The organism is Lapidilactobacillus luobeiensis, from assembly GCF_024345205.1.
Taxonomy (GTDB): domain Bacteria; phylum Bacillota; class Bacilli; order Lactobacillales; family Lactobacillaceae; genus Lapidilactobacillus; species Lapidilactobacillus luobeiensis.
Genome location: NZ_BROC01000022.1, coordinates 1 through 22,173, shown reverse-complemented (window position 1 = coordinate 22,173; position 22,173 = coordinate 1). Strand labels below are relative to the sequence as shown.

Here is a 22,173-nt window from a genome sequence, read left to right as displayed (position 1 = left end):
TTACTTGATAAACATCGCGTCGCCAAAGCTGAAGAAACGATAGCGCTCATTAATGGCGTGTTGATAAGCATTTAGAATTGTCTCGCGCCCGGTGAATGACGCCACCAGCATCACCAAAGTCGATTTTGGCAAATGGAAATTGGTGATAAAGGCATCGACCGCCTTCCATTGGTACCCTGGCTTGATGAAAATGTCGGTCCAACCGCTATCGGCCTTGAGCTGACCATCGAATTTGGTCGCTACCGTTTCCAAAGTTCGGATCGACGTCGTGCCCGTCGCGATGATCCGCCCGCCGTTTGCCTTGACCTCGTTCAAAGTCGCTGCCGCTTCGGGACTGAATTGATAGAACTCGCTATGCATTTGATGATCTTCAATATTATCCTCGGAAACAGGGCGGAAGGTGCCTAGGCCAACATGAAGCGTTAGATAAACCAACTTGACTCCCTTATCTTGAACCTTTTGCAAGAGCTCCTTGGTCCAGTGTAACCCGGCTGTCGGCGCCGCCGCGGACCCTAATGCCTTGGCGTAAACGGTTTGATAACGATCGGGATCATCCAACTTCTCCTTGATATAAGGCGGCAATGGGGTCTCGCCCAACTTTTCCAAGATCTCTAAGAAAATCCCGTCATAATCAAAATGGATCATCCGGCCGCCGTGTTCCAATTCGCCGGTGACCGTCGCGGTCAATTCGCCGTCGCCAAAAACAACCTTGGTGCCGATCGGTGCTCGCCGCGCCGGCTTCATCAAAGTTTCCCAGTCATCGCCTTCGGTATTCCGCAGCAACAAGACTTCTTCGTGGCCGCCAGTTTCCGGTTTGATACCGTATAAGCGTGCGGGCATGACTTTGCTATCATTCATCACCACGGCATCGCCGGGATTGAGTTGATCAATGATTTGATAGAAATGCTGGTCTTGCATTTCGCCAGTCCGATGGTCCAAAACCAACAAACGGGATTCATCCCGCTTAGCGATCGGCGTTTGGGCGATTAATTCTTCTGGTAAATCGTAATCAAAATCTTCAGTTGTTAACATTCTTTTGTCTGCCTCTTTTTTTCTACTTGAAATCTTCCGGGATCGGCCGGTGCAAGTGTTGAAACGCCTTGGTGGTAACCATGCGACCACGACTGGTTCGTTTCAGGAATCCCTGTTGCAACAAAAACGGCTCGTACATGGTCTCGACCGTCTCAACATCCTCGCCGATATTGGCGGCGATCGTTTTCAGTCCGACTGGACCACCTTGATACAATTCGATCATCATCACCAACAGACGACGATCGACTTGATCCAAGCCTTCCGAGTCAACGCTTAATTGGGTCAACGCTTGATCCGCCAATGTTTGGTCGATCGAAGTTTGGTGGGCCACTTCGGCGAAATCGCGCACCCGTTTCAACAAACGGTTGGCCACTCGGGGCGTCCCCCGTGACCGCAAGGCGATCTCATGGGCCGCATCTGTAGTGATCGCTGTTTGCAAAACCGCCGCCGACCTGGTCACGATCTCCTGTAAGGCCGCCGTTTGATAAAAGTCCAGCGGCGCCAAGATCCCGAAACGATCACGCAAAGGCGCTGATAACAAGCCCGCCCGCGTCGTTGCGCCGATCAAAGTGAACGGCGGTAGCGGGAAGTGGACAGGGTGCGCCGTCGGTCCCTGCCCGACAATGATATCCACATAAAAGTCTTCCATGGCGGAATATAAGGTCTCCTCCACCGCCCGCGGCAGCCGATGGATCTCATCAATGAACAAAACATCTCCGGGTTGCAGTTCGCTTAACACGGACAGCAGGTCGCCAGATTTCTCAATGGCCGGCCCTGAAGTTGTCCGCAGGTGGACTTGCAACTCATTGGCGATCACAAAGGCTAACGTCGTCTTCCCTAACCCCGGCGGACCAAACAGTAAGACATGATCCAGGGCCTCTTGACGTTTTTTGGCCGCTTCGATATAAACCGTCAGCTCGCGTTTGATCTTGTCCTGACCAATATATTCGTTCAAAAAATGGGGGCGTAATGATAATTCGGTTGCCGCTTCCACGGCATCTTCGGCTTGACTATCAACCAAGCGTTCATCTCCCACTGGCGCCAACTCCTTTCCACAAAACTCATTTCATTTTTTATTTGCTGAGTAGCCGGAGTCCTTCGCGCACATAAACATCCGGTGTTTTCGCATTAAGTAACGCTAATTTGGGCTCGATCCGTTGCAGCTCACGGGCAGAGTAGCCCAACGCTTGTAAGGCGGCTAAACCATCTTGCAAAGTTTGATCATTGGTTGGCGCAAACAAGTCCTGATTCAAATCAGTGGTCATTTCTGGCGTGATCTTGATTTTATCCTTCAGATCCAGAATGATCTGTTGCGCGGTCTTCTTGCCAACGCCAGGGAATTTCGTCAGGAATTTGACATCCTCATTGGCAATGGCGTTCAACAAACCGCTGTGATCATCTGCCGCCAAGATCGCCATCGCGCTTTTCGGACCGATACCCGAAACACTGGTCAGCCGTTCAAACAAACTCTTTTCCGCCTCATCCACAAAACCGTACAGAACTTGTTCACTTTCGCGAATGACTTGCTGAACGTAAATTGTCGCCGTCTGCTGCAACTGATATTTGAACGGATTGCCAACTAACAAGCGATAGCCGACGCCGCCCAGTTCCAAAACTAAATATTCCGGCTTGATCACGGTGACCTGGCCGGTTAGATATTCATACATGTGATCCCTACTTTTCTGTTGACCTTACTAGTCTTAGCATTGTAGCACAAAAGAAATCGTGACCACAAGCCGAGTCGTGGTGCGAGTTAGTTTCTGCGACCACGACTTGTGCTGCGGGTGGTATTGGTAGCTGACAGGTAGGATGGGGCTCCAGGTCGTACTTTTTCAGCCTAAGTAATTCCGTCAGCTGACAGACTAGGTCACATTGACGTGGTCCAATGCAATTGACACCCCTGGTTAGTGATCCCGTTCCAATGACTCGGGCAATCTGGTCCAGTCAAATTTAGCTAGTCGCCGGACCAAGATCGATGGGGATCTTGGATTCGTTTGAACATTTTTTGAAGATCCTGGTCATCGAAATGGACGAGGACTGGGCGACCATGAGGACAGTTGAAGGGGTTCTCCGTTTGTGCTAAGTCATGAAGCAGTTTCTTGGCCTGAACGGGTTCTAAATGGTGATTTGCTTTGATCGACAGCTTACAAGACAACATGATCGCGGCCTTCTCGCGAAAATGTGCCACACTGATCTGACCATCACTTAAAAAATAGTCGATCATTTCCCGAATCAATTTTTCTTCTTGACCTGATTGGAACCAAACTGGATGACTATGTAGAATAAAGGTATTCTCGCCAAAATCCTCTAATTCCAACCCGACATCGGCTAATAGGGCTAAGTGTGCTTTGATCTGAACATAGTCGCTAGCAGGGTATGTCAAAACCAGTGGTACCAACAAATTCTGTTGATCTTGGCTCACTTGACCAAAACTAACGCGAAACTGTTCATATTTGATTCGTTCCTGAGCGGCATGTTGATCGATCAAATAGAAACCATCTGTACTTTCAGCCACTAAGTATGTGCCATGGATCTGCCCTAAGTAACGTAGCTCGGGAAAGGGGCGCTCAGTGGATCGCTGAATAGATCCCACCACCGGATCAGCGCTCGTCTCACTGACCAAATCTGTGTTTCCAACAACTGTTTCCGTTGAAGTCGCGATCACTGGCTGGGCCGGTCTTGTCATCGGCTGGGGCTCACGGGTAAAAGCACGAGGCTGATCGTCTGCCTTCAACCATGCGTCCCATTGTGCCAGCGCCTTGGTATCTTGAAAAATATTCGTAACTGGCTCACTAGTATCGATTGGTCCCAATTCTGATGGCGTTGCGTTGTTAGGATCGGCCTTTTGCGCCTGACTAACTTGATGATTTTCTAGATTGGTTGGCATAACAGCTGACGATGATTCAACGAGATCACGGGATTTCTGCGGTTGACTTGGCTCAACTGGTGTTGTTAGTGCGCCAGCATCAACTGAGGGGTTTTTTGGTGTGACCGTTGACGCTGGTACTGACGAACTTGCGGGATAAGTTTGGCTTGCCTTTTGTAGATCGATCTGTAATTGTTCCAGATCGATCTTTTTTTGATGACTTTTTAAATTAGTCAAGGCATCTGGTATCAGATCAACTGCACCCAGAACTTGGCGGATCGTTTGAGTCAATAGATCCATTAGTTCTGGTTCCTTACTCAAACGCACTTCTCGCTTAGTGGGATGAACGTTCACATCGACCAGCAACGGATCCATGGTGATCGCGATCACCACGACTGGATAGCGACCCACCATCAGTTTTGAGCCATAGCCCTTGATCAAGGCCTTATTCAATTGATAATTGCGGATATAGCGACCATTGATCAAGAAAGAGAGATAGTTTTTGCTGGACCGTGTGACAGCAGGGCGTGAAATATAACCGTTCAGTTCAAAATCGAGATTTTTGTTATGAACGGGCAACAATTCCTTGGCCACCGCAAGACCATAGATACCAGCGATCACTTGTTGTAGATCACCACTACCAGTAGTGGTCAATAATTCTCGACCGTCACTGATCAGACTAAAAGCAATCTGTGGATAACTTAACACGATCCGATTCATGATATCGGCCGAGTGGCGTAACTCAGTTGCTAATGACTTTAAATATTTCAACCGCGCCGGCGTATTATAAAACAGATCAGCAACAGTCATTGTGGTGCCTTGAGGATGGCTAGCCTTTTCGATCTGCCCATCTTCACCGGTGATCGTCATTCGTCGACCAGCTGCCACTGCGCCATTACTGGTCGTCAGTGTCACCTTAGCGACGGAAGCAATACTAGCCAAGGCTTCACCGCGAAATCCTAATGAATGGATCTTAAATAGGTCCTCGCGGGAATTTATTTTGCTAGTCGTGTGACGCAAAAATGCGATCTGTAGATCTTCTGGGTCAAAACCAGAACCGTTATCGATCACCTGGATCTCTTTCAATCCAGATTCTTTCAAAAAGACCTGGACCTTCGTGGCGCCTGCATCGATGGCATTCTCGACCAGTTCTTTCACCACTGAAGCTGGTCGTTCGATCACTTCGCCTGCCGCGATCTGATTACTCAATAGTGCTGATAATTGATGGATCTTAGCCATTTTGTCACCTCAGTTCTTTTATCCATTAACAACAATCGTGATCATTTAGTTTGTTTCTCTAGGATCAGTTTGACCAGACTCGGACGTCGTACCTAGCAATGCCTGCCAATGGTCGACCAGATTCAACGCCTTTAAAGGAGTCAACTGGCTGATATCGACAGCCTGTAATTCAGCCTGAAGATTCTGTAGCGCGACTGGGATCGGTGCCGCTTCAGGTATCAATGGCTTGTCAACGACTTCATCTGCGAGATTGAATAGCGGTAATTGCTCCGCCACGACATTATCGCCACTTAAGTCGTTTCCTTCAGCCTCTAAGACCTGTAATACCTTGCTGGCTCGTTTGATCACTGCCTTGGGCAAACCAGCCAATTGGGCCACATGGATCCCATAGGACTTATCCGCTGGTCCAGGTAGTACTTGATGAAGAAAAATCAAACGTCCTTGATCTTCTGTCGCACCAACATGAACATTTCGTAATTTAGGTAGCCGTTCGGCCAATTGAGTCAACTCATGATAATGAGTCGAAAACAAAGTCTTGGCGCCAAGATGGTCATGGATATACTCAATGATCGCATCTGCTAACGCGATCCCATCATAAGTCGCCGTACCCCGACCCAACTCGTCAAATAGCAGGAGGCTTCGCTTGGTGGCTTGGCTCAACGCGTGATTGGCCTCTTTCATCTCCACCATAAAGGTACTTTCGCCAGAGATCAGATCATCGGCCGCCCCGATCCGAGTAAAAATTTGATCAAAAATCGGTAATTCTGCCCGTTCCGCCGGTACAAAACAGCCGATCTGAGCCATGATCACGATCAGACCCAATTGCCGCATGTATGTGCTTTTACCGGACATATTCGGACCCGTGATCAATAAGATCGAAGTCTGTTCATCCATCATCAGTGAATTAGGAATGAATTCATTGGCGCCTAAAACCTTCTCGACCACCGGATGTCGACCTTGACTGATCTTGATCGTTTGATCCGCCATGGTTAATCTTGGCCGAACATAATGTTCCTTCTCACTGACGACCGCAAAACTCTGAAGCACATCCAAAGCCGCTAAAACCTTAGCCAAGTCCTGGATCTGTTCGGTTGCCGCTTTGACTTGATCACGAACATCAACGAACAATTCATGTTCCAACTGTGTCGATTGTTCCTGCGCTTGCAAAATAAACGCTTCATGTTCCTTTAATTCAGGGGTGATATAACGCTCAGCGTTGACTAAGGTCTGTTTACGCTGGTAACGATCAGTCGGCACCAATTGCTTGTTGGCATTGGTCACTTCGATATAATAACCAAAAACACGCGTATAGCCGACCTTGAGTGTACTGATCCCAGTCAAATGCCGTTCTTTGGCTTCTAATTGTGCCAACCAACCTTTGCCATTATTCATCGCGTCACGATATTGATCCAATTGATCATTATAACCGGCCTTGATCACATGGCCTTCCGTGATCGCGATCGGCGCGTCCTCATCGATCGCGTCCGTGATCAGGCCGCGGATCTCTGGCAGATCATCAAGCTGAGTTCGATAATGGTCCAGAGCAGTCCCTTGCAATTTTTCCAATTGGGCAATGATCACGGGCACTTGATCCAGTGAATTACGTAATTGGATCAAATCCCGACCATTAGCGCTACCAAAAGCGATTCGCCCAGCTAAGCGTTCCAGATCATATACTTTCTGTAAAGCCTCTTGCAAAGCGATCCGATCAAAGTAATGATTGATCAAAACCTGAACCGTATCTTGACGCGCAGCCAATTCACTCTGATCTAGTAAAGGTCGATTCAGCCATTGCTTCAATAAACGGCCACCCATGGCCGTTTTTGTTTTATCCAATAACCAAAGCAAGGTCCCATCACGTTTGCCTGTACGTAAGGATCGAAAAATCTCCAAATTAGCTTTGACTGAATGATCCATCCGCAAGAACTGATCAACTTGATAGGACTCGGCAATCTGTAAATGACCTAAGGACCTTTTTTGCGTCGCCAATAAGTAACTGATCAGTGACTTTAAAACACTTTTTTCGGCTGAGGCGGTCAATCGTTGAGCTGTATAACTAAATTCACTGGAATTCTGTAACTGTTCATTCTGCGATAATAAAAGCCCCATCTTCGCAAAAGTTGCTTGATCTGGAGCCGGGACGGTCTGATCGACAATGATCTCTTTAGAATTAAGGTTCAAGACCTCATTCAAGACCTCGTTGAAATCACGCAATTGTGTCACCCGAACTTCGCCAGTGGTCAAATCGGCGTACGCCAATGCGTAATGGCCAGTCACAACATGAAGCGCGGCCAAATAATTATTTTGCTTCGCCGTACTAGGATCTTGATCCATCATCGTGCCCGGGGTGATCAGCTGGATCACTTCCCGCTTGACCATCCCCTGCGCCAGTTTAGGATCTTCCATTTGTTCACAGATCGCGACTTTATAACCTTTATCAACTAAAATATCAATATAATTTTGAGCTGCGTGATGGGGCACGCCACACATCGGGATCGGATCTTGAGCGCTTTTATTCCGCGCGGTCAGAGTCAATTCAAGGATCTGCGACCCCTTGATCGCATCGTCATAAAACAATTCGTAAAAATCACCGATCCGATAAAATAAAAAGGTGTCGGGATAATCTTTTTTGATCGCCAAATATTGTTGCATCATCGGCGTATCTTTGGTTTTCTGTGGCATAAACACTCCCCTAACTATTCCATGAACGGTCGATCTGGCGTGATACTGATCAATTTGATCTGTTTGGCATGACCAGTTTGCTCGTCGATCTCCAAATAACAACCGTTCAACTGTCCTGGCCCACTAGTTGGTGTTTCAAAGCGCGTTGGTAAATTGGTGCGGAAGCGTTCGATCACTCGATCGCGCCGCATCCCCAAGATCTCATTATAAGGCCCAGTCATCCCAGCGTCAGTCAAATAGGCAGTTCCTTCCGGCAAAATCCGTGCGTCATTGGTCTGCACGTGAGTGTGCGTCCCCACAACAGCTGACAAACGACCATCTGTATACCAAGCCATCGCTAATTTTTCACTGGTCGTCTCCGCATGGAAGTCCAAGAGGATCACCTGACATTTTGGCTGTAATTCGTTCAGAAGTGTATCGATCTTCGCAAAAGGATCGTCGATATTATCTAAAAAGACCCGTCCCTGCAAATTGACCACCCCAACCATCGTTTGATTGACTTTGACTAGGGTATAGCCATGACCGGGAGTCGTTTTCTCAGGAAAATTGGCCGGTCTGATCAATTTCGGCTCACTATCGATGAAATCAAAGATCTCATCTTTGTCAAAAGTATGATTACCCATTGTAACCACATCCGCACCTGCTTGTAAGATCGATTTGTACAAAGTCCGTGTGATTCCTTTACCGCGGGCAATATTTTCCCCATTGACCACGGTCAGTTGGGGGCGGTATTTAGTTTTTAATTTTGGTAAATATGTTGTCAGCATTTGTTGGCCGATTTCACCCATAACATCGCCGATAAATATGACTCGCATCGCTTTGGCCTCTTTCTATAATACGTTCAATTTTACCATAAATCGTTCGCTTAAAACAGGGTCGGCACGGCAGAAAAGATCAGTGCGAAGCACAACGGGTTGACTTTGAGCATTAACCTAGCACTTGTTTTGAGAGCGTACCTTGCTTGCGGAGCTAAGCAGAGGAAGCTGGGGTGGCTGTTCCGTTTCAATGTTGGCCGCGGGCTACGTTCTGTCTGGCGGGCAAGCACGCTGAGCTTCTATATCTTGGCCGCGGTCTGCATTGCGTGTGGCGGGTGAGCTCGCTGTAGTCCTGCTCCTGTATCTTGGTCGTAACTTCCACTGCGTGGTTCGGGGTAAGCTCGCTGTGGGCGTCACTTTGAGCTTCGCAAAGTACGCGAATCTCAAAGCTGAACCTTATTCTAAGCGGCACAGCCGCTAAGAACAACGACACGGCGATCTCACCCCGAACCACTCCGTTGCAGTTACTTAACAATTGTAAGCAGATTAAGCTGACACGCCATAGTGCCTGCTCGTGTAAATTGACAAATCTCACCGCGGTTAGCGACCATGGTTAGTAGTCACAAATTCGTATTGATAGTCAAACCATAACAATTGACTTGATAATCACAGCAACTGAATTTGAAACCAGCCAAATGGCGTATCACAGAACTTGGGCCGTACTAATCTGAGCAATCGATTGGGCCAACTAGTCAGAGACTCTTTATCAATTAAAATGATAGCATTTTGTCTGCCGCACTAGCAAAAGCACTTTATTAACTACTTCGCCCAGATTGCAGATAGGCACAATTCTGTTTAGCAACCGCCTCAGGGCGTGTGGCTCTATTCAGAGTGTGAGCCGACCTGGATAGCTTCTGAGCATTAGCCTAGCTCTTATTTTTGGAAGTGTTCTTTGCTTCCAGAGTAAGAGCGTAGCTAAGCGGAAGAAGCTGGGTCGGCGAACACGTTTCAGCAGTGAAATTTGTCTTTGTGGCTTTGCCACTTAGACAAAGACCTGATTTTGAGACAAGCCGCTGCTTTTGCGGATTGGCTTCAAACGATGCCCACCGCGTTCCAGCCACGACAAACGCCCTGAGGCGGTTGCGTCCACATCCAAACCCCAGCTACACCTGTAATCAGGCAAAGCAGCAAATACGGAAACGGTACTTTGCAAATCAGTTCAACACGATAAAAAATCAGCGGTATTTTCCCGCTGATCGAATAAGTGCATCTAAATTAAGTTGGATCGAAATAAAAGCAAAAAGTAAATTATTTTTCGCCACGCCAACCGACGATATCGGCTTTAGAAAATGGTGCGTCAATCGATTCGCCATAAATACGCTCATAGGCACTGACTTTTTGTTGATAGTCTTGGGCCATCATCGCCTGACTATTTTGATCGACTGTTTTAGTTGGATCAGGATAGATCGTAGGCAAGACGTGGACCAAATAACGGACTTGATCGAACTCGTCATTATCAGGCTTACCCAGATCCTGCATCTCGACAAAAAGCGAAATGATCGGAACTTGGAAACGGGCTGCGTAGTAATAACTCCCGCGTCTTACTGGCCGTGGTCGCCGATAATTGAACCACATCTCCTGTTCTGGATAAATCAAAACTAAACCGCCGCGAGCAAAGATCCGTTGCAATAAGCCGGGAAAAGTGCGGCCCATATAATGCATACTTTGGCCGATCGGCAAAATGTCGGCATAGTTCATGAGAAAACCGATCAGACCTGTCATTTTTAAATTGGTCGGTTGACTGACCACAAACAGGCGCGCGTGTCCGCCGCGATAAACAGCCTGACGGACCGCAGTATTATCTAAAGGATTAAAATGATTGCTGGTGATGATCCCACCGTGGTCGATCCCCTTCATGTTCGCAGCATCGATCACTTTTGTGTGCCGATTGACCCACTTCGTCGCCAAACGCATAAAAGTACGCCCCACGCGATTTTTAAAACGATAACTGGTTGTGTCCAAGTCCGCTACATAATCATGGAGCAGCTGATTTTCCGCTTGGACACTTAATTGTGGATCACCAACTTCCACCTTATCATTGAATCGTTCCGTAGCAACGGCTTGACGAATGTTAGCGATCACCTGCTGCTTGTTTCCGCCAATGATCATAATTGAATGGTCACACCCTTCGCCGCGACTTTTTTAAAGGTAACTGCTGTGTCGGGAATGCTACTGATCCGCGCAACCAACAGTTCCTTTTTCTCGCGATCGTGTTTGATCTTATCAGCCGCATAATCCGCCTTGAAAGAGGCGATCTCTGCATAATAAGGACTCAGGCGCGCGTACTTCCAAAACTCGTCTTCAAATGGAATATCATCGTAGCACCAAGGCTTACCAAACAAATTGAAATGAATGATCGCAGGTAAGGCCAGTTTGATCTCCGCTAAAATATATTCTGTTTGCGCGTTCCATTTTGGTGAAAGATAACGGGTTTTCCCGTAACAGATCGCGTTTAGATAATCTTGATCAGGCGCGATCAATTCGAAATGATACTGATTCAATAGTTCTAAGAATTTTTGACTAAAATGTTGTGTCCGCAATGCGGCCAGATCCATCAATAGCACCCCAGAATTGATATAGTGATCAGGATCGACCCCGATCGCCATCTCCGCATAGCGTCGAGGCTCTGGATGGTTACAAATAAATGCGTCGGGGATCGCGCCGATAACATTATCACCTAGATCTAGATCATAAAGCGCGCCCAGATCTTGAGTGACGATCGTATCAGAATCGAGATAGATCGCACGCTGATATTGAGGAAACAATTCAGCGATAAAAAGGCGATAGTAGATCGTTAAGGTGAAATAATCCGCTCGTAAAGTATTGCGATCACCATCGAACCGCTCATACAAGTCCGCGTCCAGACTAACAAAAGTGAGCGAACAACTTGCCGGAACCAAAGCCTGTAATTTGGTCTGATTCGTGATCGATAACGTCTGATAAAGGACGGTGATCTCATAGCGGGTTTCTGGCGCACGATTACTCAGCAATGACTGCAAAGTGACAGAAAGATAAGGTGCGTACTTATCATCGATCCCGAAGAAAATCGGGATCGTTCGTTGTTGTTGATTCATTGGCTTCCTCCTGAAACGCTTGATTGAGTTGCTGATATTGTTGATATAACGAATCATAATCATGAAGATCTAACTCATCATGGACCCGTTTGATCTCCCAAGGCTTGATCGTGACGACCTGGAACCAAGGGAAAAAGCGAAAACTCGTTGTAAAATGTTGAAAAACAGTTTCAGGTTGAAGCTGATGTTGTTCATTGAACTTATCTGGAACAATCCTTTTTGTGGTACAAAGCTGATTAAGTGCAGACTGATCTGGCATGAACATCCAAGTCGTTTGACAGCGGGCACGACAGCGGGCGAACAAGCCCGTTTCCCGAATCAATGCCATATTTAGTAACATGACCCCAGAATTTAAATAATCAAATTGCCGCCAGCTTTGGTGGAAGAACCATTTGCCATAATGATCTAACGTGCCAACGACTTCCGTATCAGTTAGATTTTGTTCATAAAAACTCGTAAAACTATGACGGCAAAGCACATCAGTGTCCAAATACAACAGCCGATCCGGGATCGCAGGCAATTGGTCAGCGTAAAGACGCAACATACAATTTGGGGTAAAGTTGGTTTCCAAATTAGCCGTGGGTGGTTGAGCCGCGATCAATTTCGTAATATCGAACTTGACCACATTATTCGCAGGATTCTGCTTTTTGACCAGCTGATCCAAAAAGGCGATGGCCTGATCACTGACTGGATAGAAGGTTTGCTTCGTGTTGCTGATCGTCGCGGTCAATACATAGATCTGCAAGTGATGCTTAGTATGATCAAGTAATGATAAGATCGACAATAACAATCCCCGGGTCATTTTTTCATCGCCACAATAGAGAATATTCATTTAGCCTCATCCCCCTCTGGCTCTCTTGGTAAATAACGATAATACTCAATATCATTAGCGCGGCTACGCCGTTCCATCTGTGCTGCTACTGCGTCACGTAAGATCGTCTGTCGCTCCTTGCGTGAACCTGTCGTCGGCACCAACAGCGGTCCATCCACAAAAACCGTTTCCCGTGGTTTTTTCCCTGAACCACGATCTTGATAGGTCGTCGTCAAAGTGAATACAGGCGCAGGTGTCTTGACTGGATAATGGAATGCGGCCAGTGGTAAAGGCCGGATCCCGGTGTAATATGGCCAAACATGACCCTCAGGATAAATCAAAACGCTTTTCTTGGCCGGGATACTGGCCTGAACCGCCTGCTCAAACTGGCGGAATTGATGAAGATCAGTGGGGATCGGTAATGCGCCCCCAGCCGGCAATAATTTACCCACCACGGGGATCCCCAGATTCGCTGGACTAACGATCGCTGCGAAAGGACGCGTCTTCAATAACTGAAACGGCGTGAACGCGTCACCTTTTGGTTGGGTGTGATTGGCATATAAATAGATACCCTGATGTCGGTAAGGCCGTAGCACTTGCTGATTGGCAAAGCGAACATGCAACTTGAGCCGCGAATAATAACAACCATACAGCCAAAAACCCGCGCGGATCATACGGCCGACAACCGCCGCGCCTGGTCCCGATCGTTGAAAGCGGAAATCCTGCGGTAATTGATAATCCTGTTGGGCGCTGACCACGAAGTCATCAGTAAACTTATCGTAAAAGAAGGTGATCCGCGGAATGGATCGGTTTTTAGTCATGATAATCACCTATGACCACATGATAAACATTGTCCGCGATCCTATCCAAGTCCGCGTCAAAATCATAATGATGTGTCGGGCTGATATTGGTCACAAGCAAGAAATAACCTACTAATTGAGTCACCAACAACTGCACAAAATTACGAAACGCGTCCGTATTCTGCAAGGCAGGACCAGGTCGGAATTCCCGCCAGACCTTGCGGATCACGCGATCTTGCTGACCTGAAACAGCCTTTAACACTGACTGTTTCAATGCTTCATGGGTAATAAATTCAGACAATAAAATCAAGACGACCTCTTTACTGTTATACAAAAAGTAAAAACGCTCATGGGTGATCTCCCGCAAAGTTGTGCGCAATTGTCCCTTCACGAAACTGATATGCTGGATATTGTCAAAAAATTCCGCCACATAAGTAGGAATCAAATTATCAACGATGGGATCAATGATCTGATGCAGCAAATCCCGTTTGCTGTGGAAATACTTAAACACCACCGCTTGGCTGACTCCCGCCTTTTGCGCGATCGCCATCGTACTAGTGCGCTCATAACCCTGCTTTGAAAATAACACGATCGCCGCGGATAAAACCTTGCGTTGACTGGCCGGCATTTTATTAGCGTCATACCAACGCTCCAGATCCGTTTCTATTTGTCCTTGCACGCTCCGCTCTCCTTTCCGAATGATCACATCCTTTCATTTCGCTTGATTTAGGAAAGCCAAACAAAGTTAGTAATCACTCACTCACCGAGTTTAGCGCAAGTTTTCTGAAAATTCAATAGTTTGGGGCCTGCCAAAAACAGAAAAATAAAAAAAACAGTCGCTAGTAATTGATAGCGACCTTAAGCCTTAATACATTTATTTTCAAATTTTTTTATAAGTATCAAAATAAAATCCCTGTTTGTCACCGTTGTAAGTAATCTCGTATTACATGCCATCAAGTAAAGTTGTGCTCAACAAGGCTTTACTGTTTTGCAAAGTCTTGCAGGACCAAACAACAAAAACTTCAAATACTATGAATACTTGTATCTGTAATTCCAAGCAATTTAAGTGTACAATCAGTTTAAGACATCTATACCTACCTCGCTTACCTTTGGTTTTGTCGCTTAAAGTATAGCACTAGGAGGCGTAGATGCCTTTTTTATCATCAAAAAGAGGTCTGGAACTTCTGGTGTGAAGTCATCTTTCAACACCAAAAATTCTAGACCCGTTTATTTTTACCCTCTGCCACTCTCCAGTAAAACAAAAAAAAGAACGCTGATTTCTCAACGTTCTTCATCAGGCACCTGCACTTACTTGCACAGATAAATGCTACTTGATACCGGTGATCGGGGTCGAACCGATACGTCCTCGCGGACACTGGATTTTGAGTCCAGCGCGTCTGCCAATTCCGCCACACCGGCATGATGTTTATATTGTGGCAGTTGCCTCAAAGGCGGTAACCGGATTTGAACCGGTGATGAAGGTTTTGCAGACCTCTGCCTTACCACTTGGCTATACCGCCACAACATTTAAAGATTTTACAGGATTGACTTTTAAAAGTCAATATCCAATTTTAAAAAATTGGAATTGGGTTAGCTGGATTCGAACCAGCGCATAACGGAGTCAAAGTCCGTTGCCTTACCGCTTGGCTATAACCCAATAAGAGGGCGGTATGTGGGGATCGAACCCACGTGTGCCGGTGCCACAAACCGGTGTGTTAACCACTTCACCAATACCGCCATAATAAGGTAAACAGGGATAGTAGGAATTGAACCCACACTGACGGTTTTGGAGACCGTAGTTCTACCTTTAAACTATATCCCTAAAAATAAATGGAGGAGAGTGGATTCGAACCACCGAACCCGAAGGAGCGGATTTACAGTCCGCCGCGTTTAGCCACTTCGCTACTCCTCCATAATGGCGCGGGACGGAATCGAACCGCCGACACATGGAGCTTCAATCCATTGCTCTACCAACTGAGCTACCGAGCCAATTACGGTCCCAACCGGATTTGAACCGGTGATCTCCTGCGTGACAGGCAGGCGTGATAACCCCTACACCATGGGACCATATTGCGGGAGCAAGATTTGAACTTGCGACCTTCGGGTTATGAGCCCGACGAGCTACCAGACTGCTCCATCCCGCGATAATATTATATTTGGAAAAAGGAGGATGTGGGATTCGAACCCACGCGCGGTATGACCCGCCTGACGGTTTTCAAGACCGTTCCCTTCAGCCGGACTTGGGTAATCCTCCATGCTGAAAATAAAAAACTGTATTCATGACCCCTACGGGATTTGAACCCATGTTACCGCCGTGAAAGGGCGGTGTCTTAACCACTTGACCAAGGGGCCAACTACTGATCAAATCTGGTCTTGTGAGCGTCAACCGCCATAAAGTTAAAACCGAACGTTATGCCTTAGCACCAGACGACTTAAACTATGATAAAGGAAAATCAGGCGTTTGTCAACGCCCAAAACACTTTTTCTAAAAATGAACGTAAGCCCTAACAAATCAGTGTTTTTTGAACGATCTCGTGTTATTTTGACCAAAAAAATTTGATCAGCAATAACTTTTTTCTCATTTAGAGATTTGACTCCGAGCAAAAAATGTAACAGTTTGCGTTGTCCGACCAGGAAATTTTTTATGCAAATCAATCGCTGATCATCACCCAAATCATTTGTTTTTTTACAGACCGATCAATAAGGTTACTTGCTCAAATGTATAAATTATGGATCTTATAGACAAATTGAATCAGCAGGTTTATTCACCGCTACCTGCTAAATAAAAAAACGCCACCTGAGTGACGTCTAAAGTCAATTTTAATCAGAACCTGGCCAGCCATTTTTTACTCCAGATCTGCTTTGATGACCGCGCCTGCTTGCCGTTGACGATCATTCAAACGTGCCCACAGCAGATCGACTTCATCAGCGCGAAACTCCACATTATCCAAAAAATATAAGCGCGGATCATTTTCAGGATAAATCAAACGGTGTTGCATCCCTGGTAAGCAAATAATCAAATCATAGTCTTGCGCTAATAATTTTTGAATATCACCATTGGTCTGATCTAATTCGAAATGCCAAGATGTGTTCATCTTGCTCGCGGTCGTCGCCAATAAATCAAGATAATGATCGACATTACTGTCACGTCGCAATAAGGCTTGGGCGATTTTTCCAGTTAAAAGTGGATCGCTATTATAAACCAATACTGCCTGATACATCTAACCATCTCCATCTCAATCAATTTGATCATCAACCTAAAAAGTTGAACGCTTCCATTGGCGAGAATAACACGATCAACATCAATTGACAATCCGACTAAAGTGCTAGATGCTGGTGCCAGAAAGCCGCGCTGATCCTCTCGCTAACTTCAGAACTAAAACAAACTGATGATACCTAGAACTAGCGGTGGGATCAGCAAGGCTGGTAATAAATTCATCGTTTTGAATTTTTTGATATTCAAAATACTCAGCCCTGAAGCCAAGATCAATAACCCACCAACGATCATGATCTCTGTCAACAGGGTTTGGCTGATCGCGTTTTGGAACAATAAGGCCAATAGATAGATCCCACCTTGCCACAAAAAAACAACAACAGCAACAAAAGCGATCCCGAGACCAAACGTTGAAGCGAGTACCAAGGACGTGATCCCGTCCAGTATCCCATTGGTCAAAAGTAAGGTGTAATCATGTTTCAACGCCGCCTCGATCGGACCAACAATAGCCAAAGTCCCCATACAAAATAGCAAGATCGCGGTGGAGAGGCCGGTTGCCAGATCACTATGACTATACTTGCGGACCAAACGATCAAAGCGTGTTTCCAAATCAAGCCATTGCCCCAAAACGCCACCAACAGCCAGACTTACGATAAACAAGACCGGATATTTACTTTTGGGCAATTGTTGAACGACCGCGTTGATTCCCAGACCAACGGCAGCCAAGCCTAGCGCCTGCATCAAGATCTCGTGAAAATCGGGACGAAGCCCCCGCTTAAAAAAAGTACCGACCAAACTTCCGACCAAGATCATCCCAACATTAAAAAAAGTCCCCCACATGATCATTACTCCCTTACGCTCTTTCTTCTGAAACGTGTTGCACGCAACTGTCTTTTCCACTTAACAATGTTATTGTCCTAGAAACAATGTTCCGCTTCCAAAAAACTTGCTAGGTTGAACTCCAGAACTGCTCAATTCGACTCCCATACTGAATTTACCGTAATAATCTGAACGTTAACGCCAACAAATAAATCACCTGCCAGCGCCTTGATGTCCGCTGGCATCATTAAGGCCGTTATTGAGCGCAAACACGGCCTTTTTTAGCCGATGGATCTGATCTAAGTACATTTGACCGCAAGTGATCTATCTCGGCTTAAAACGGCTTAAAATCGTGTTGAGGTCCAAACCACCAGTCGGCGTTCAAGGCGCGATCGTTAACTGTTGGGCAGCTTGATGGATCACCTGCAAACTATTGATCACCAAGGGGAACCCAATATATGGTAAGAGCTGGATCACCGACCAAAGTAACTCCGACTCCTCGTTACCAGCTTTTAGACTACCTAAAGCATGGGCCTTGACTTGGAAATCAACATTTAGTGTGATCAAAGCCAATAGCTCAAACTTCTCGCGTTCAGCGACCGTTAATAAAGGGCGACCATAGAAATCAGCGAAAAAGTGAGCTGTTAAAGCGTTCGTCACATATATCCCGGCTTGATCAGGCAACTCCGCCAAGAGCCGTTTGATTTCTTGCCCATATAATTCCTTTTGAACTTGAGCGCCAAACGTTGCCGGATTTTGTGCTTTGATCGGTTTGATTGCCACCCCGTTAGCGCCTAAAACTTGTTGGATCACATTCAATGTCGCCAACACCTTGGGTAAGCCGATCACAGGCACCAATTGATAAATAACTTCCGCGATTTTTTCAGGTGAAAGCTTTGCTTGCAGAGCAAGCCACGTTTGTGCGGCCACCAGATCAGTTTGCCCCTGCACCGTCAAAGCAATCAAGGGGATCAAGGTCCGTGTTTCCGTCAGATGTCGCTGACCACTATCCGCCTGTTCGTTCAACCAAGGGGTCAGTAAACCAGCTAGATCACGATCGACCGCCGCGATCTGTTGGATCAATTCATTTTGCATCTCAATACTCCTTTTGACTTTTAAAAGTAGTCCTAGCTAAATCAATACGCCCCCACGACCATTCCGTTGACTACATTTTTGTGATCGCGACGAGTCGCACTATCTCCAACAATTTAAGAAACCTATTGCGCCTTGAATGTAATCAAAAAAGCTTGATCCACTTTTTTTATGAATCAAGCTTTTTTAACTAGCACTATTCCGCCGGCGTGATCGTGATCGTTTCGATCACAACATCTTCGTCAGGACGATCACTGCCATTACGCGCCACCCGCGAGATTTCTTGAACCACTGGCATTCCAGAGATCACTTGACCAAACACGGTATGTCGATGGTCTAGCCATGGCGTGCCACCTTGTTTGTAGGCCGCAATGACTTCTTCAGGATAACCTGCATCTACCATGCTTTGCAGCATCCGTTTAGGCATGTTCGCGTTAGAAACGATGAAGAATTGACTACCATTAGTATTGGGCCCGGCATTAGCCATTGACAAGGCGCCGTTCAAGTTGAACAATTCATTTGAGAATTCATCTTCAAATTCCTCGCCATAGATACTTTCACCGCCGGCGCCAGTACCAGTAGGGTCCCCACCTTGGATCATAAAATCTGGGATCACACGATGAAAAATAATGCCATCGTAGTATTTCTTTTGCGCCAGACCAATAAAGTTCTTAACTGTTTTTGGCGCCAAATCATCAAACAATTGTACTTCGATCGTGCCATGATTTGTTTTGATCGTGGCTTTGCTGCCAGCAGCGTTTTCTAAATCTAATTGTGGGTAGGTCATGTTTTCCTCCAGAAATTTGCTTGATGATTCCATTCTAATACAAAATCGCGCCAGAAGCGACCCTCAGTTTATTCATGAACGCGACCAAATCGGCGGATAAAAAGCGCGGGTTATTGTGCGCACGATCAGCAATGCTTGAGCCACGAACTACTGGTTCCGTCTGATCCGTGGTAAACTAAAATAAACTATTTTTTTCTGATGGTCGGGGTAAAAAAGGCCGATCAATATCAAGGTCCTCGACAATAATATCCGCGTGAAAATACCACAAAAGAAAGCAGGTGTCTAGATGGTGAATGTCAATAATGCCAATATGGTCGATTATGTCCGCGCCTATGGTCAAAAAACGCTGAACGAGCAATGGTTCAATGATTTGGACGGTGTGATCTTAGCACAACTAGCCTACTTGGATTTCGGCCTACTCGAAAAGGCCCACTTGGATGATTTGAATCAATTGCGGGAACATCCAGATCTGATCCCGGATCTCGTCAAAAACACTTGGAATCCTGCCGGCAACCAAGAGCTGTTAGGACAATTGATCAATAGCCGTCGTTTCGGCCAGCTCAGTTGGCACGATTGGGTAGCAAAAATCGATGTGGCCAAAGAGCAAAAGTTCAGTGCGGTCACTTTTGACCTGAATCCTCAACTGCATTATATTGCTTATCGCGGCACCACCGCGACTTTGATCGATTGGAAAGAAGATCTGAACATGACCTTCTTAGCGGCGATTCCCTCCCAACGCAGTGCCCTGCACTACACCAAACGGATCATGAAACACAATCCTGGAAATTATTTTCTTGGTGGACATTCTAAAGGCGGTAATTTGGCCGTTTACGTGCTGACTCAACTTGCTCCCGTTGAACAGATCCGTGTGGAAAATGTTTATAGCGCTGACGGACCTGGTGTCAAAACTAAGATCCCACTTCGTTTGGCTAATAAGATCCGTAAATTTATTCCGCAAGCCTCGATCATTGGTCTACTGCTGGAACCCGGTACCGATTATCAAGTGATCACCAGTACTGGCAGTGGCTTTCGCCAACACGATCCTTATACGTGGACCGTCCAAGGTGACCACTTCGCTGTATTGACTTCCACAGGACGTTTTTCCCAATATACACAGAGAACTGTCAGCCATTGGTTGGCCGCGCTGGATGACGCCACCAAACAGGAATTTTTAGACTCCGCTTACGCTATTCTCAAGAACAGCGATTACCGTCAAATCGATACCTTGCAAAACGATTGGACCGGGGCACTGCGTCTCGTTCGTAAAGAAGTTGGTCAAGCAGATCCCGAAGTCCAAGCCAAATGGAAAGTGGTGACCGATAAACTTTTTGATGCTTTAGTCACCGCTGCGCTGACTGACAATGTGAAACAGCTACAAGCCAAGGGCGAGGCCAATCCTGTGATCCAAAGCGCCAGCACCACCCTCAAAGATAATTGGTCAGAACTGCGCGCCCGCACTGAAAACAGTGCCCTGCACGATCAGGCCAGCGCCAAACTACAACGACTACGTTTGCGGGGTCAAAAAATCGAGTTGAAAAGCCCAGAGAAATTAACAACTGCCAGCGCCACGATCCGTAATAGTTTAGATCATCTCTTAAAACGCCGCCATGAGCTGGACCAAACACATGACCACAAACCAACACTACCATCATGATCAGCTGAGCGCGTTAGTCACGATCACACGATCGAAGCCAGGGACCTCACCCGATTCGTATAAACGCTAACAATGATTTCTTGATGTTGAAATTTTGTGTCATCAAGCCAGTCTGAGGTGCTTTATCATCAGCTGATCAATGACCGCTTATAAAATCAAATGAATCTTCTAACCGTTTTGGGGGCATTGATGAATTCAGATTGTTCCCGAATAAATGAGACTATCAATGATCCGTAAAATAGCACTCGATCAGAAAAATTGATCGAGTGCTATTGATTTAGAATAATTATTTTCAGTTTTGGACGAATGGCACTGTAATTTATCTTGATTACAGGCGATTCGACGAATTTACTCTTCGAAAAGCTAAACTATCGTTCAACACCATTTAGTAAAGGATCGTTAAAGAGCATAAAAAAAGACCCTGCTTACACAGGACCTTTTTTCCGAACCAAAAGTGCGTTACGGAGAAGGAGGGATTTGAACCCTCGCGCCGCTTTCGCAACCTACACCCTTAGCAGGGGCGCCTCTTCAGCCACTTGAGTACTTCCCCAATGGGCCTAAATGGACTCGAACCATCGACCTCACGCTTATCAGGCGTGCGCTCTAACCAGCTGAGCTATAGGCCCATTGATGATGGTTCAAAGCGGGTGACGAGAATCGGACTCGCGACAACAGCTTGGAAGGCTGTGGTTTTACCACTAAACTACACCCGCAACGCTAAAATTTGAATGATCATGGCGCGGGACGGAATCGAACCGCCGACACATGGAGCTTCAATCCATTGCTCTACCAACTGAGCTACCGAGCCAACTACGGTCCCAACCGGATTTGAACCGGTGATCTCCTGCGTGACAGGCAGGCGTGATAACCCCTACACCATGGGACCATATTGCGGGAGCAAGATTTGAACTTGCGACCTTCGGGTTATGAGCCCGACGAGCTACCAGACTGCTCCATCCCGCGATAATATTATATTTACAAGGCTAATCCATCGAAAGATGGACCTTGTAGGACTCGAACCTACGACCGGACGGTTATGAGCCGTCTGCTCTAACCAACTGAGCTAAAGGTCCAAGTGTATAGCGGCGAAGGGGATCGAACCCCCGACCTCCCGGGTATGAACCGGACGCTCTAGCCAGCTGAGCTACACCGCCATTAATAAAATGATATATCAATCAATACATCGACTGGATCAATTATCTATCCAATCAATCGGGAAGACAGGATTCGAACCTGCGACCCCCTGGTCCCAAACCAGGTGCTCTACCAAGCTGAGCTACTTCCCGAA

General features: G+C 46.5%; 16 protein-coding genes, 20 tRNA genes and 1 pseudogene. 1 reads left to right on the top strand and 36 read right to left on the bottom strand.

What is annotated here, in order from left to right:
• From queA to OCU21_RS07835, 27 genes and pseudogenes are all read right to left on the bottom strand, one after another.
• Positions 1-1,032, bottom strand: a complete 1,032-nt coding sequence (gene queA / locus OCU21_RS07965) for a tRNA preQ1(34) S-adenosylmethionine ribosyltransferase-isomerase QueA (RefSeq protein ID WP_125597934.1) — start codon at positions 1,030-1,032, stop codon at positions 1-3.
• Between the two features lie 22 nt (positions 1,033-1,054).
• Positions 1,055-2,077: a Holliday junction branch migration DNA helicase RuvB gene (gene ruvB / locus OCU21_RS07960; protein ID WP_373875478.1), complete on the bottom strand. Its 1,023-nt coding sequence runs from the start codon at positions 2,075-2,077 to the stop codon at positions 1,055-1,057.
• Positions 2,078-2,105: 28 nt separating this feature from the next.
• Complete coding sequence (gene ruvA / locus OCU21_RS07955) at positions 2,106-2,699, bottom strand: Holliday junction branch migration protein RuvA (protein WP_125597928.1); 594 nt, start codon at positions 2,697-2,699, stop codon at positions 2,106-2,108.
• 287 nt (positions 2,700-2,986) lie between these two features.
• Entirely contained in the window at positions 2,987-5,137 is a 2,151-nt protein-coding gene (gene mutL / locus OCU21_RS07950; RefSeq protein ID WP_261806886.1) for a DNA mismatch repair endonuclease MutL, read from the bottom strand.
• A 45-nt stretch (positions 5,138-5,182) separates the two neighbouring features.
• A complete protein-coding gene (mutS, locus tag OCU21_RS07945; RefSeq protein WP_261806885.1) occupies positions 5,183-7,819 on the bottom strand; it encodes a DNA mismatch repair protein MutS in 2,637 nt (878 codons plus the stop codon).
• A 14-nt stretch (positions 7,820-7,833) separates the two neighbouring features.
• Positions 7,834-8,634 carry a TIGR00282 family metallophosphoesterase gene (locus OCU21_RS07940; protein ID WP_261806884.1) on the bottom strand — a complete coding sequence of 267 codons (801 nt, stop codon included), beginning with the start codon at positions 8,632-8,634 and terminating at the stop codon, positions 7,834-7,836.
• Between the two features lie 1,248 nt (positions 8,635-9,882).
• Entirely contained in the window at positions 9,883-10,743 is an 861-nt protein-coding gene (locus OCU21_RS07935) for a lysophospholipid acyltransferase family protein (protein ID WP_261806883.1), read from the bottom strand.
• Positions 10,740-11,708 carry a glycosyltransferase family 8 protein gene (locus tag OCU21_RS07930; protein ID WP_261806882.1) on the bottom strand — a complete coding sequence of 323 codons (969 nt, stop codon included), beginning with the start codon at positions 11,706-11,708 and terminating at the stop codon, positions 10,740-10,742. Before OCU21_RS07930 ends, OCU21_RS07935 begins: the two co-directional genes overlap by 4 nt.
• The gene (locus OCU21_RS07925; RefSeq protein ID WP_261806881.1) at positions 11,662-12,540 is read right to left on the bottom strand and encodes a glycosyltransferase; all 879 of its coding nucleotides are present in this window, start codon (positions 12,538-12,540) and stop codon (positions 11,662-11,664) included. The genes OCU21_RS07930 and OCU21_RS07925 overlap by 47 nt, the downstream gene beginning before the upstream one ends.
• The gene (locus tag OCU21_RS07920; RefSeq protein ID WP_261806880.1) at positions 12,537-13,340 is read right to left on the bottom strand and encodes a lysophospholipid acyltransferase family protein; all 804 of its coding nucleotides are present in this window, start codon (positions 13,338-13,340) and stop codon (positions 12,537-12,539) included. Before OCU21_RS07920 ends, OCU21_RS07925 begins: the two co-directional genes overlap by 4 nt.
• On the bottom strand, positions 13,333-13,998 hold the full coding sequence (locus OCU21_RS07915) for a TetR/AcrR family transcriptional regulator (RefSeq protein ID WP_261806879.1): 666 nt from the start codon (positions 13,996-13,998) through the stop codon (positions 13,333-13,335). Before OCU21_RS07915 ends, OCU21_RS07920 begins: the two co-directional genes overlap by 8 nt.
• A 179-nt stretch (positions 13,999-14,177) precedes the next feature.
• Positions 14,178-14,343 (bottom strand): annotated as a pseudogene (locus OCU21_RS11305) (DUF6275 family protein); the annotation flags it as partial.
• Between the two features lie 311 nt (positions 14,344-14,654).
• Positions 14,655-14,738 (bottom strand) — tRNA-Leu (locus OCU21_RS07905).
• Between the two features lie 30 nt (positions 14,739-14,768).
• Positions 14,769-14,839, bottom strand: a tRNA-Cys gene (locus tag OCU21_RS07900).
• Positions 14,840-14,904: 65 nt separating this feature from the next.
• A tRNA-Gln gene (locus OCU21_RS07895) sits at positions 14,905-14,976 on the bottom strand.
• Positions 14,977-14,983: 7 nt separating this feature from the next.
• A tRNA-His gene (locus tag OCU21_RS07890) sits at positions 14,984-15,056 on the bottom strand.
• Positions 15,057-15,070: 14 nt separating this feature from the next.
• Positions 15,071-15,141 (bottom strand) — tRNA-Trp (locus OCU21_RS07885).
• Positions 15,142-15,150: 9 nt separating this feature from the next.
• Positions 15,151-15,231 (bottom strand) — tRNA-Tyr (locus tag OCU21_RS07880).
• Between the two features lie 4 nt (positions 15,232-15,235).
• A tRNA-Phe gene (locus tag OCU21_RS07875) sits at positions 15,236-15,308 on the bottom strand.
• A 5-nt stretch (positions 15,309-15,313) separates the two neighbouring features.
• Positions 15,314-15,386 (bottom strand) — tRNA-Asp (locus OCU21_RS07870).
• 3 nt (positions 15,387-15,389) lie between these two features.
• Positions 15,390-15,463 (bottom strand) — tRNA-Met (locus OCU21_RS07865).
• A gap of 20 nt (positions 15,464-15,483) precedes the next feature.
• Positions 15,484-15,573 (bottom strand) — tRNA-Ser (locus OCU21_RS07860).
• A gap of 26 nt (positions 15,574-15,599) precedes the next feature.
• A tRNA-Glu gene (locus OCU21_RS07855) sits at positions 15,600-15,671 on the bottom strand.
• 494 nt (positions 15,672-16,165) lie between these two features.
• Positions 16,166-16,540: a hypothetical protein gene (locus OCU21_RS07850; RefSeq protein ID WP_261806878.1), complete on the bottom strand. Its 375-nt coding sequence runs from the start codon at positions 16,538-16,540 to the stop codon at positions 16,166-16,168.
• Between the two features lie 155 nt (positions 16,541-16,695).
• Positions 16,696-17,373: a DUF554 domain-containing protein gene (locus OCU21_RS07845; protein ID WP_261806877.1), complete on the bottom strand. Its 678-nt coding sequence runs from the start codon at positions 17,371-17,373 to the stop codon at positions 16,696-16,698.
• Positions 17,374-17,733: 360 nt separating this feature from the next.
• On the bottom strand, positions 17,734-18,447 hold the full coding sequence (locus OCU21_RS07840; RefSeq protein WP_261806876.1) for a carboxymuconolactone decarboxylase family protein: 714 nt from the start codon (positions 18,445-18,447) through the stop codon (positions 17,734-17,736).
• Between the two features lie 193 nt (positions 18,448-18,640).
• Entirely contained in the window at positions 18,641-19,231 is a 591-nt protein-coding gene (locus tag OCU21_RS07835; protein WP_261806875.1) for a peptidylprolyl isomerase, read from the bottom strand.
• A gap of 286 nt (positions 19,232-19,517) precedes the next feature.
• On the opposite strand from OCU21_RS07835, the gene OCU21_RS07830 reads away from it, so the two are divergent.
• Positions 19,518-20,885: an Mbeg1-like protein gene (locus OCU21_RS07830; protein WP_261806874.1), complete on the top strand. Its 1,368-nt coding sequence runs from the start codon at positions 19,518-19,520 to the stop codon at positions 20,883-20,885.
• 462 nt (positions 20,886-21,347) lie between these two features.
• Here the strand turns inward: OCU21_RS07830 and OCU21_RS07825 are convergent.
• The 9 genes from OCU21_RS07825 to OCU21_RS07785 form a co-directional block, all read right to left on the bottom strand.
• A tRNA-Ser gene (locus OCU21_RS07825) sits at positions 21,348-21,435 on the bottom strand.
• 2 nt (positions 21,436-21,437) lie between these two features.
• Positions 21,438-21,511, bottom strand: a tRNA-Ile gene (locus OCU21_RS07820).
• Between the two features lie 16 nt (positions 21,512-21,527).
• Positions 21,528-21,598: transfer RNA gene (locus tag OCU21_RS07815), tRNA-Gly, on the bottom strand.
• Positions 21,599-21,620: 22 nt separating this feature from the next.
• Positions 21,621-21,693 (bottom strand) — tRNA-Phe (locus OCU21_RS07810).
• A gap of 5 nt (positions 21,694-21,698) precedes the next feature.
• Positions 21,699-21,771, bottom strand: a tRNA-Asp gene (locus OCU21_RS07805).
• Positions 21,772-21,774: 3 nt separating this feature from the next.
• Positions 21,775-21,848, bottom strand: a tRNA-Met gene (locus tag OCU21_RS07800).
• A 36-nt stretch (positions 21,849-21,884) separates the two neighbouring features.
• Positions 21,885-21,958: transfer RNA gene (locus OCU21_RS07795), tRNA-Ile, on the bottom strand.
• A 7-nt stretch (positions 21,959-21,965) separates the two neighbouring features.
• Positions 21,966-22,039: transfer RNA gene (locus OCU21_RS07790), tRNA-Met, on the bottom strand.
• 58 nt (positions 22,040-22,097) lie between these two features.
• Positions 22,098-22,171 (bottom strand) — tRNA-Pro (locus tag OCU21_RS07785).
• Positions 22,172-22,173 lie beyond the last annotated feature (2 nt).

Coding starts and splice junctions, on each gene's coding strand:
- OCU21_RS07830 (WP_261806874.1), top strand. CDS start 19,518: ATGGTGAATGTCAATAATGCCAATATGGTCGATTATGTCCGCGCCTAT.
- mutS (WP_261806885.1), bottom strand. CDS start 7,819: ATGCCACAGAAAACCAAAGATACGCCGATGATGCAACAATATTTGGCG.
- OCU21_RS07940 (WP_261806884.1), bottom strand. CDS start 8,634: ATGCGAGTCATATTTATCGGCGATGTTATGGGTGAAATCGGCCAACAA.
- OCU21_RS07925 (WP_261806881.1), bottom strand. CDS start 12,540: ATGAATATTCTCTATTGTGGCGATGAAAAAATGACCCGGGGATTGTTA.
- OCU21_RS07930 (WP_261806882.1), bottom strand. CDS start 11,708: ATGAATCAACAACAACGAACGATCCCGATTTTCTTCGGGATCGATGAT.
- OCU21_RS07935 (WP_261806883.1), bottom strand. CDS start 10,743: ATGATCATTGGCGGAAACAAGCAGCAGGTGATCGCTAACATTCGTCAA.
- OCU21_RS07920 (WP_261806880.1), bottom strand. CDS start 13,340: ATGACTAAAAACCGATCCATTCCGCGGATCACCTTCTTTTACGATAAG.
- OCU21_RS07850 (WP_261806878.1), bottom strand. CDS start 16,540: ATGTATCAGGCAGTATTGGTTTATAATAGCGATCCACTTTTAACTGGA.
- OCU21_RS07840 (WP_261806876.1), bottom strand. CDS start 18,447: ATGCAAAATGAATTGATCCAACAGATCGCGGCGGTCGATCGTGATCTA.
- ruvA (WP_125597928.1), bottom strand. CDS start 2,699: ATGTATGAATATCTAACCGGCCAGGTCACCGTGATCAAGCCGGAATAT.
- mutL (WP_261806886.1), bottom strand. CDS start 5,137: ATGGCTAAGATCCATCAATTATCAGCACTATTGAGTAATCAGATCGCG.
- OCU21_RS07835 (WP_261806875.1), bottom strand. CDS start 19,231: ATGACCTACCCACAATTAGATTTAGAAAACGCTGCTGGCAGCAAAGCC.
- OCU21_RS07845 (WP_261806877.1), bottom strand. CDS start 17,373: ATGTGGGGGACTTTTTTTAATGTTGGGATGATCTTGGTCGGAAGTTTG.
- queA (WP_125597934.1), bottom strand. CDS start 1,032: ATGTTAACAACTGAAGATTTTGATTACGATTTACCAGAAGAATTAATC.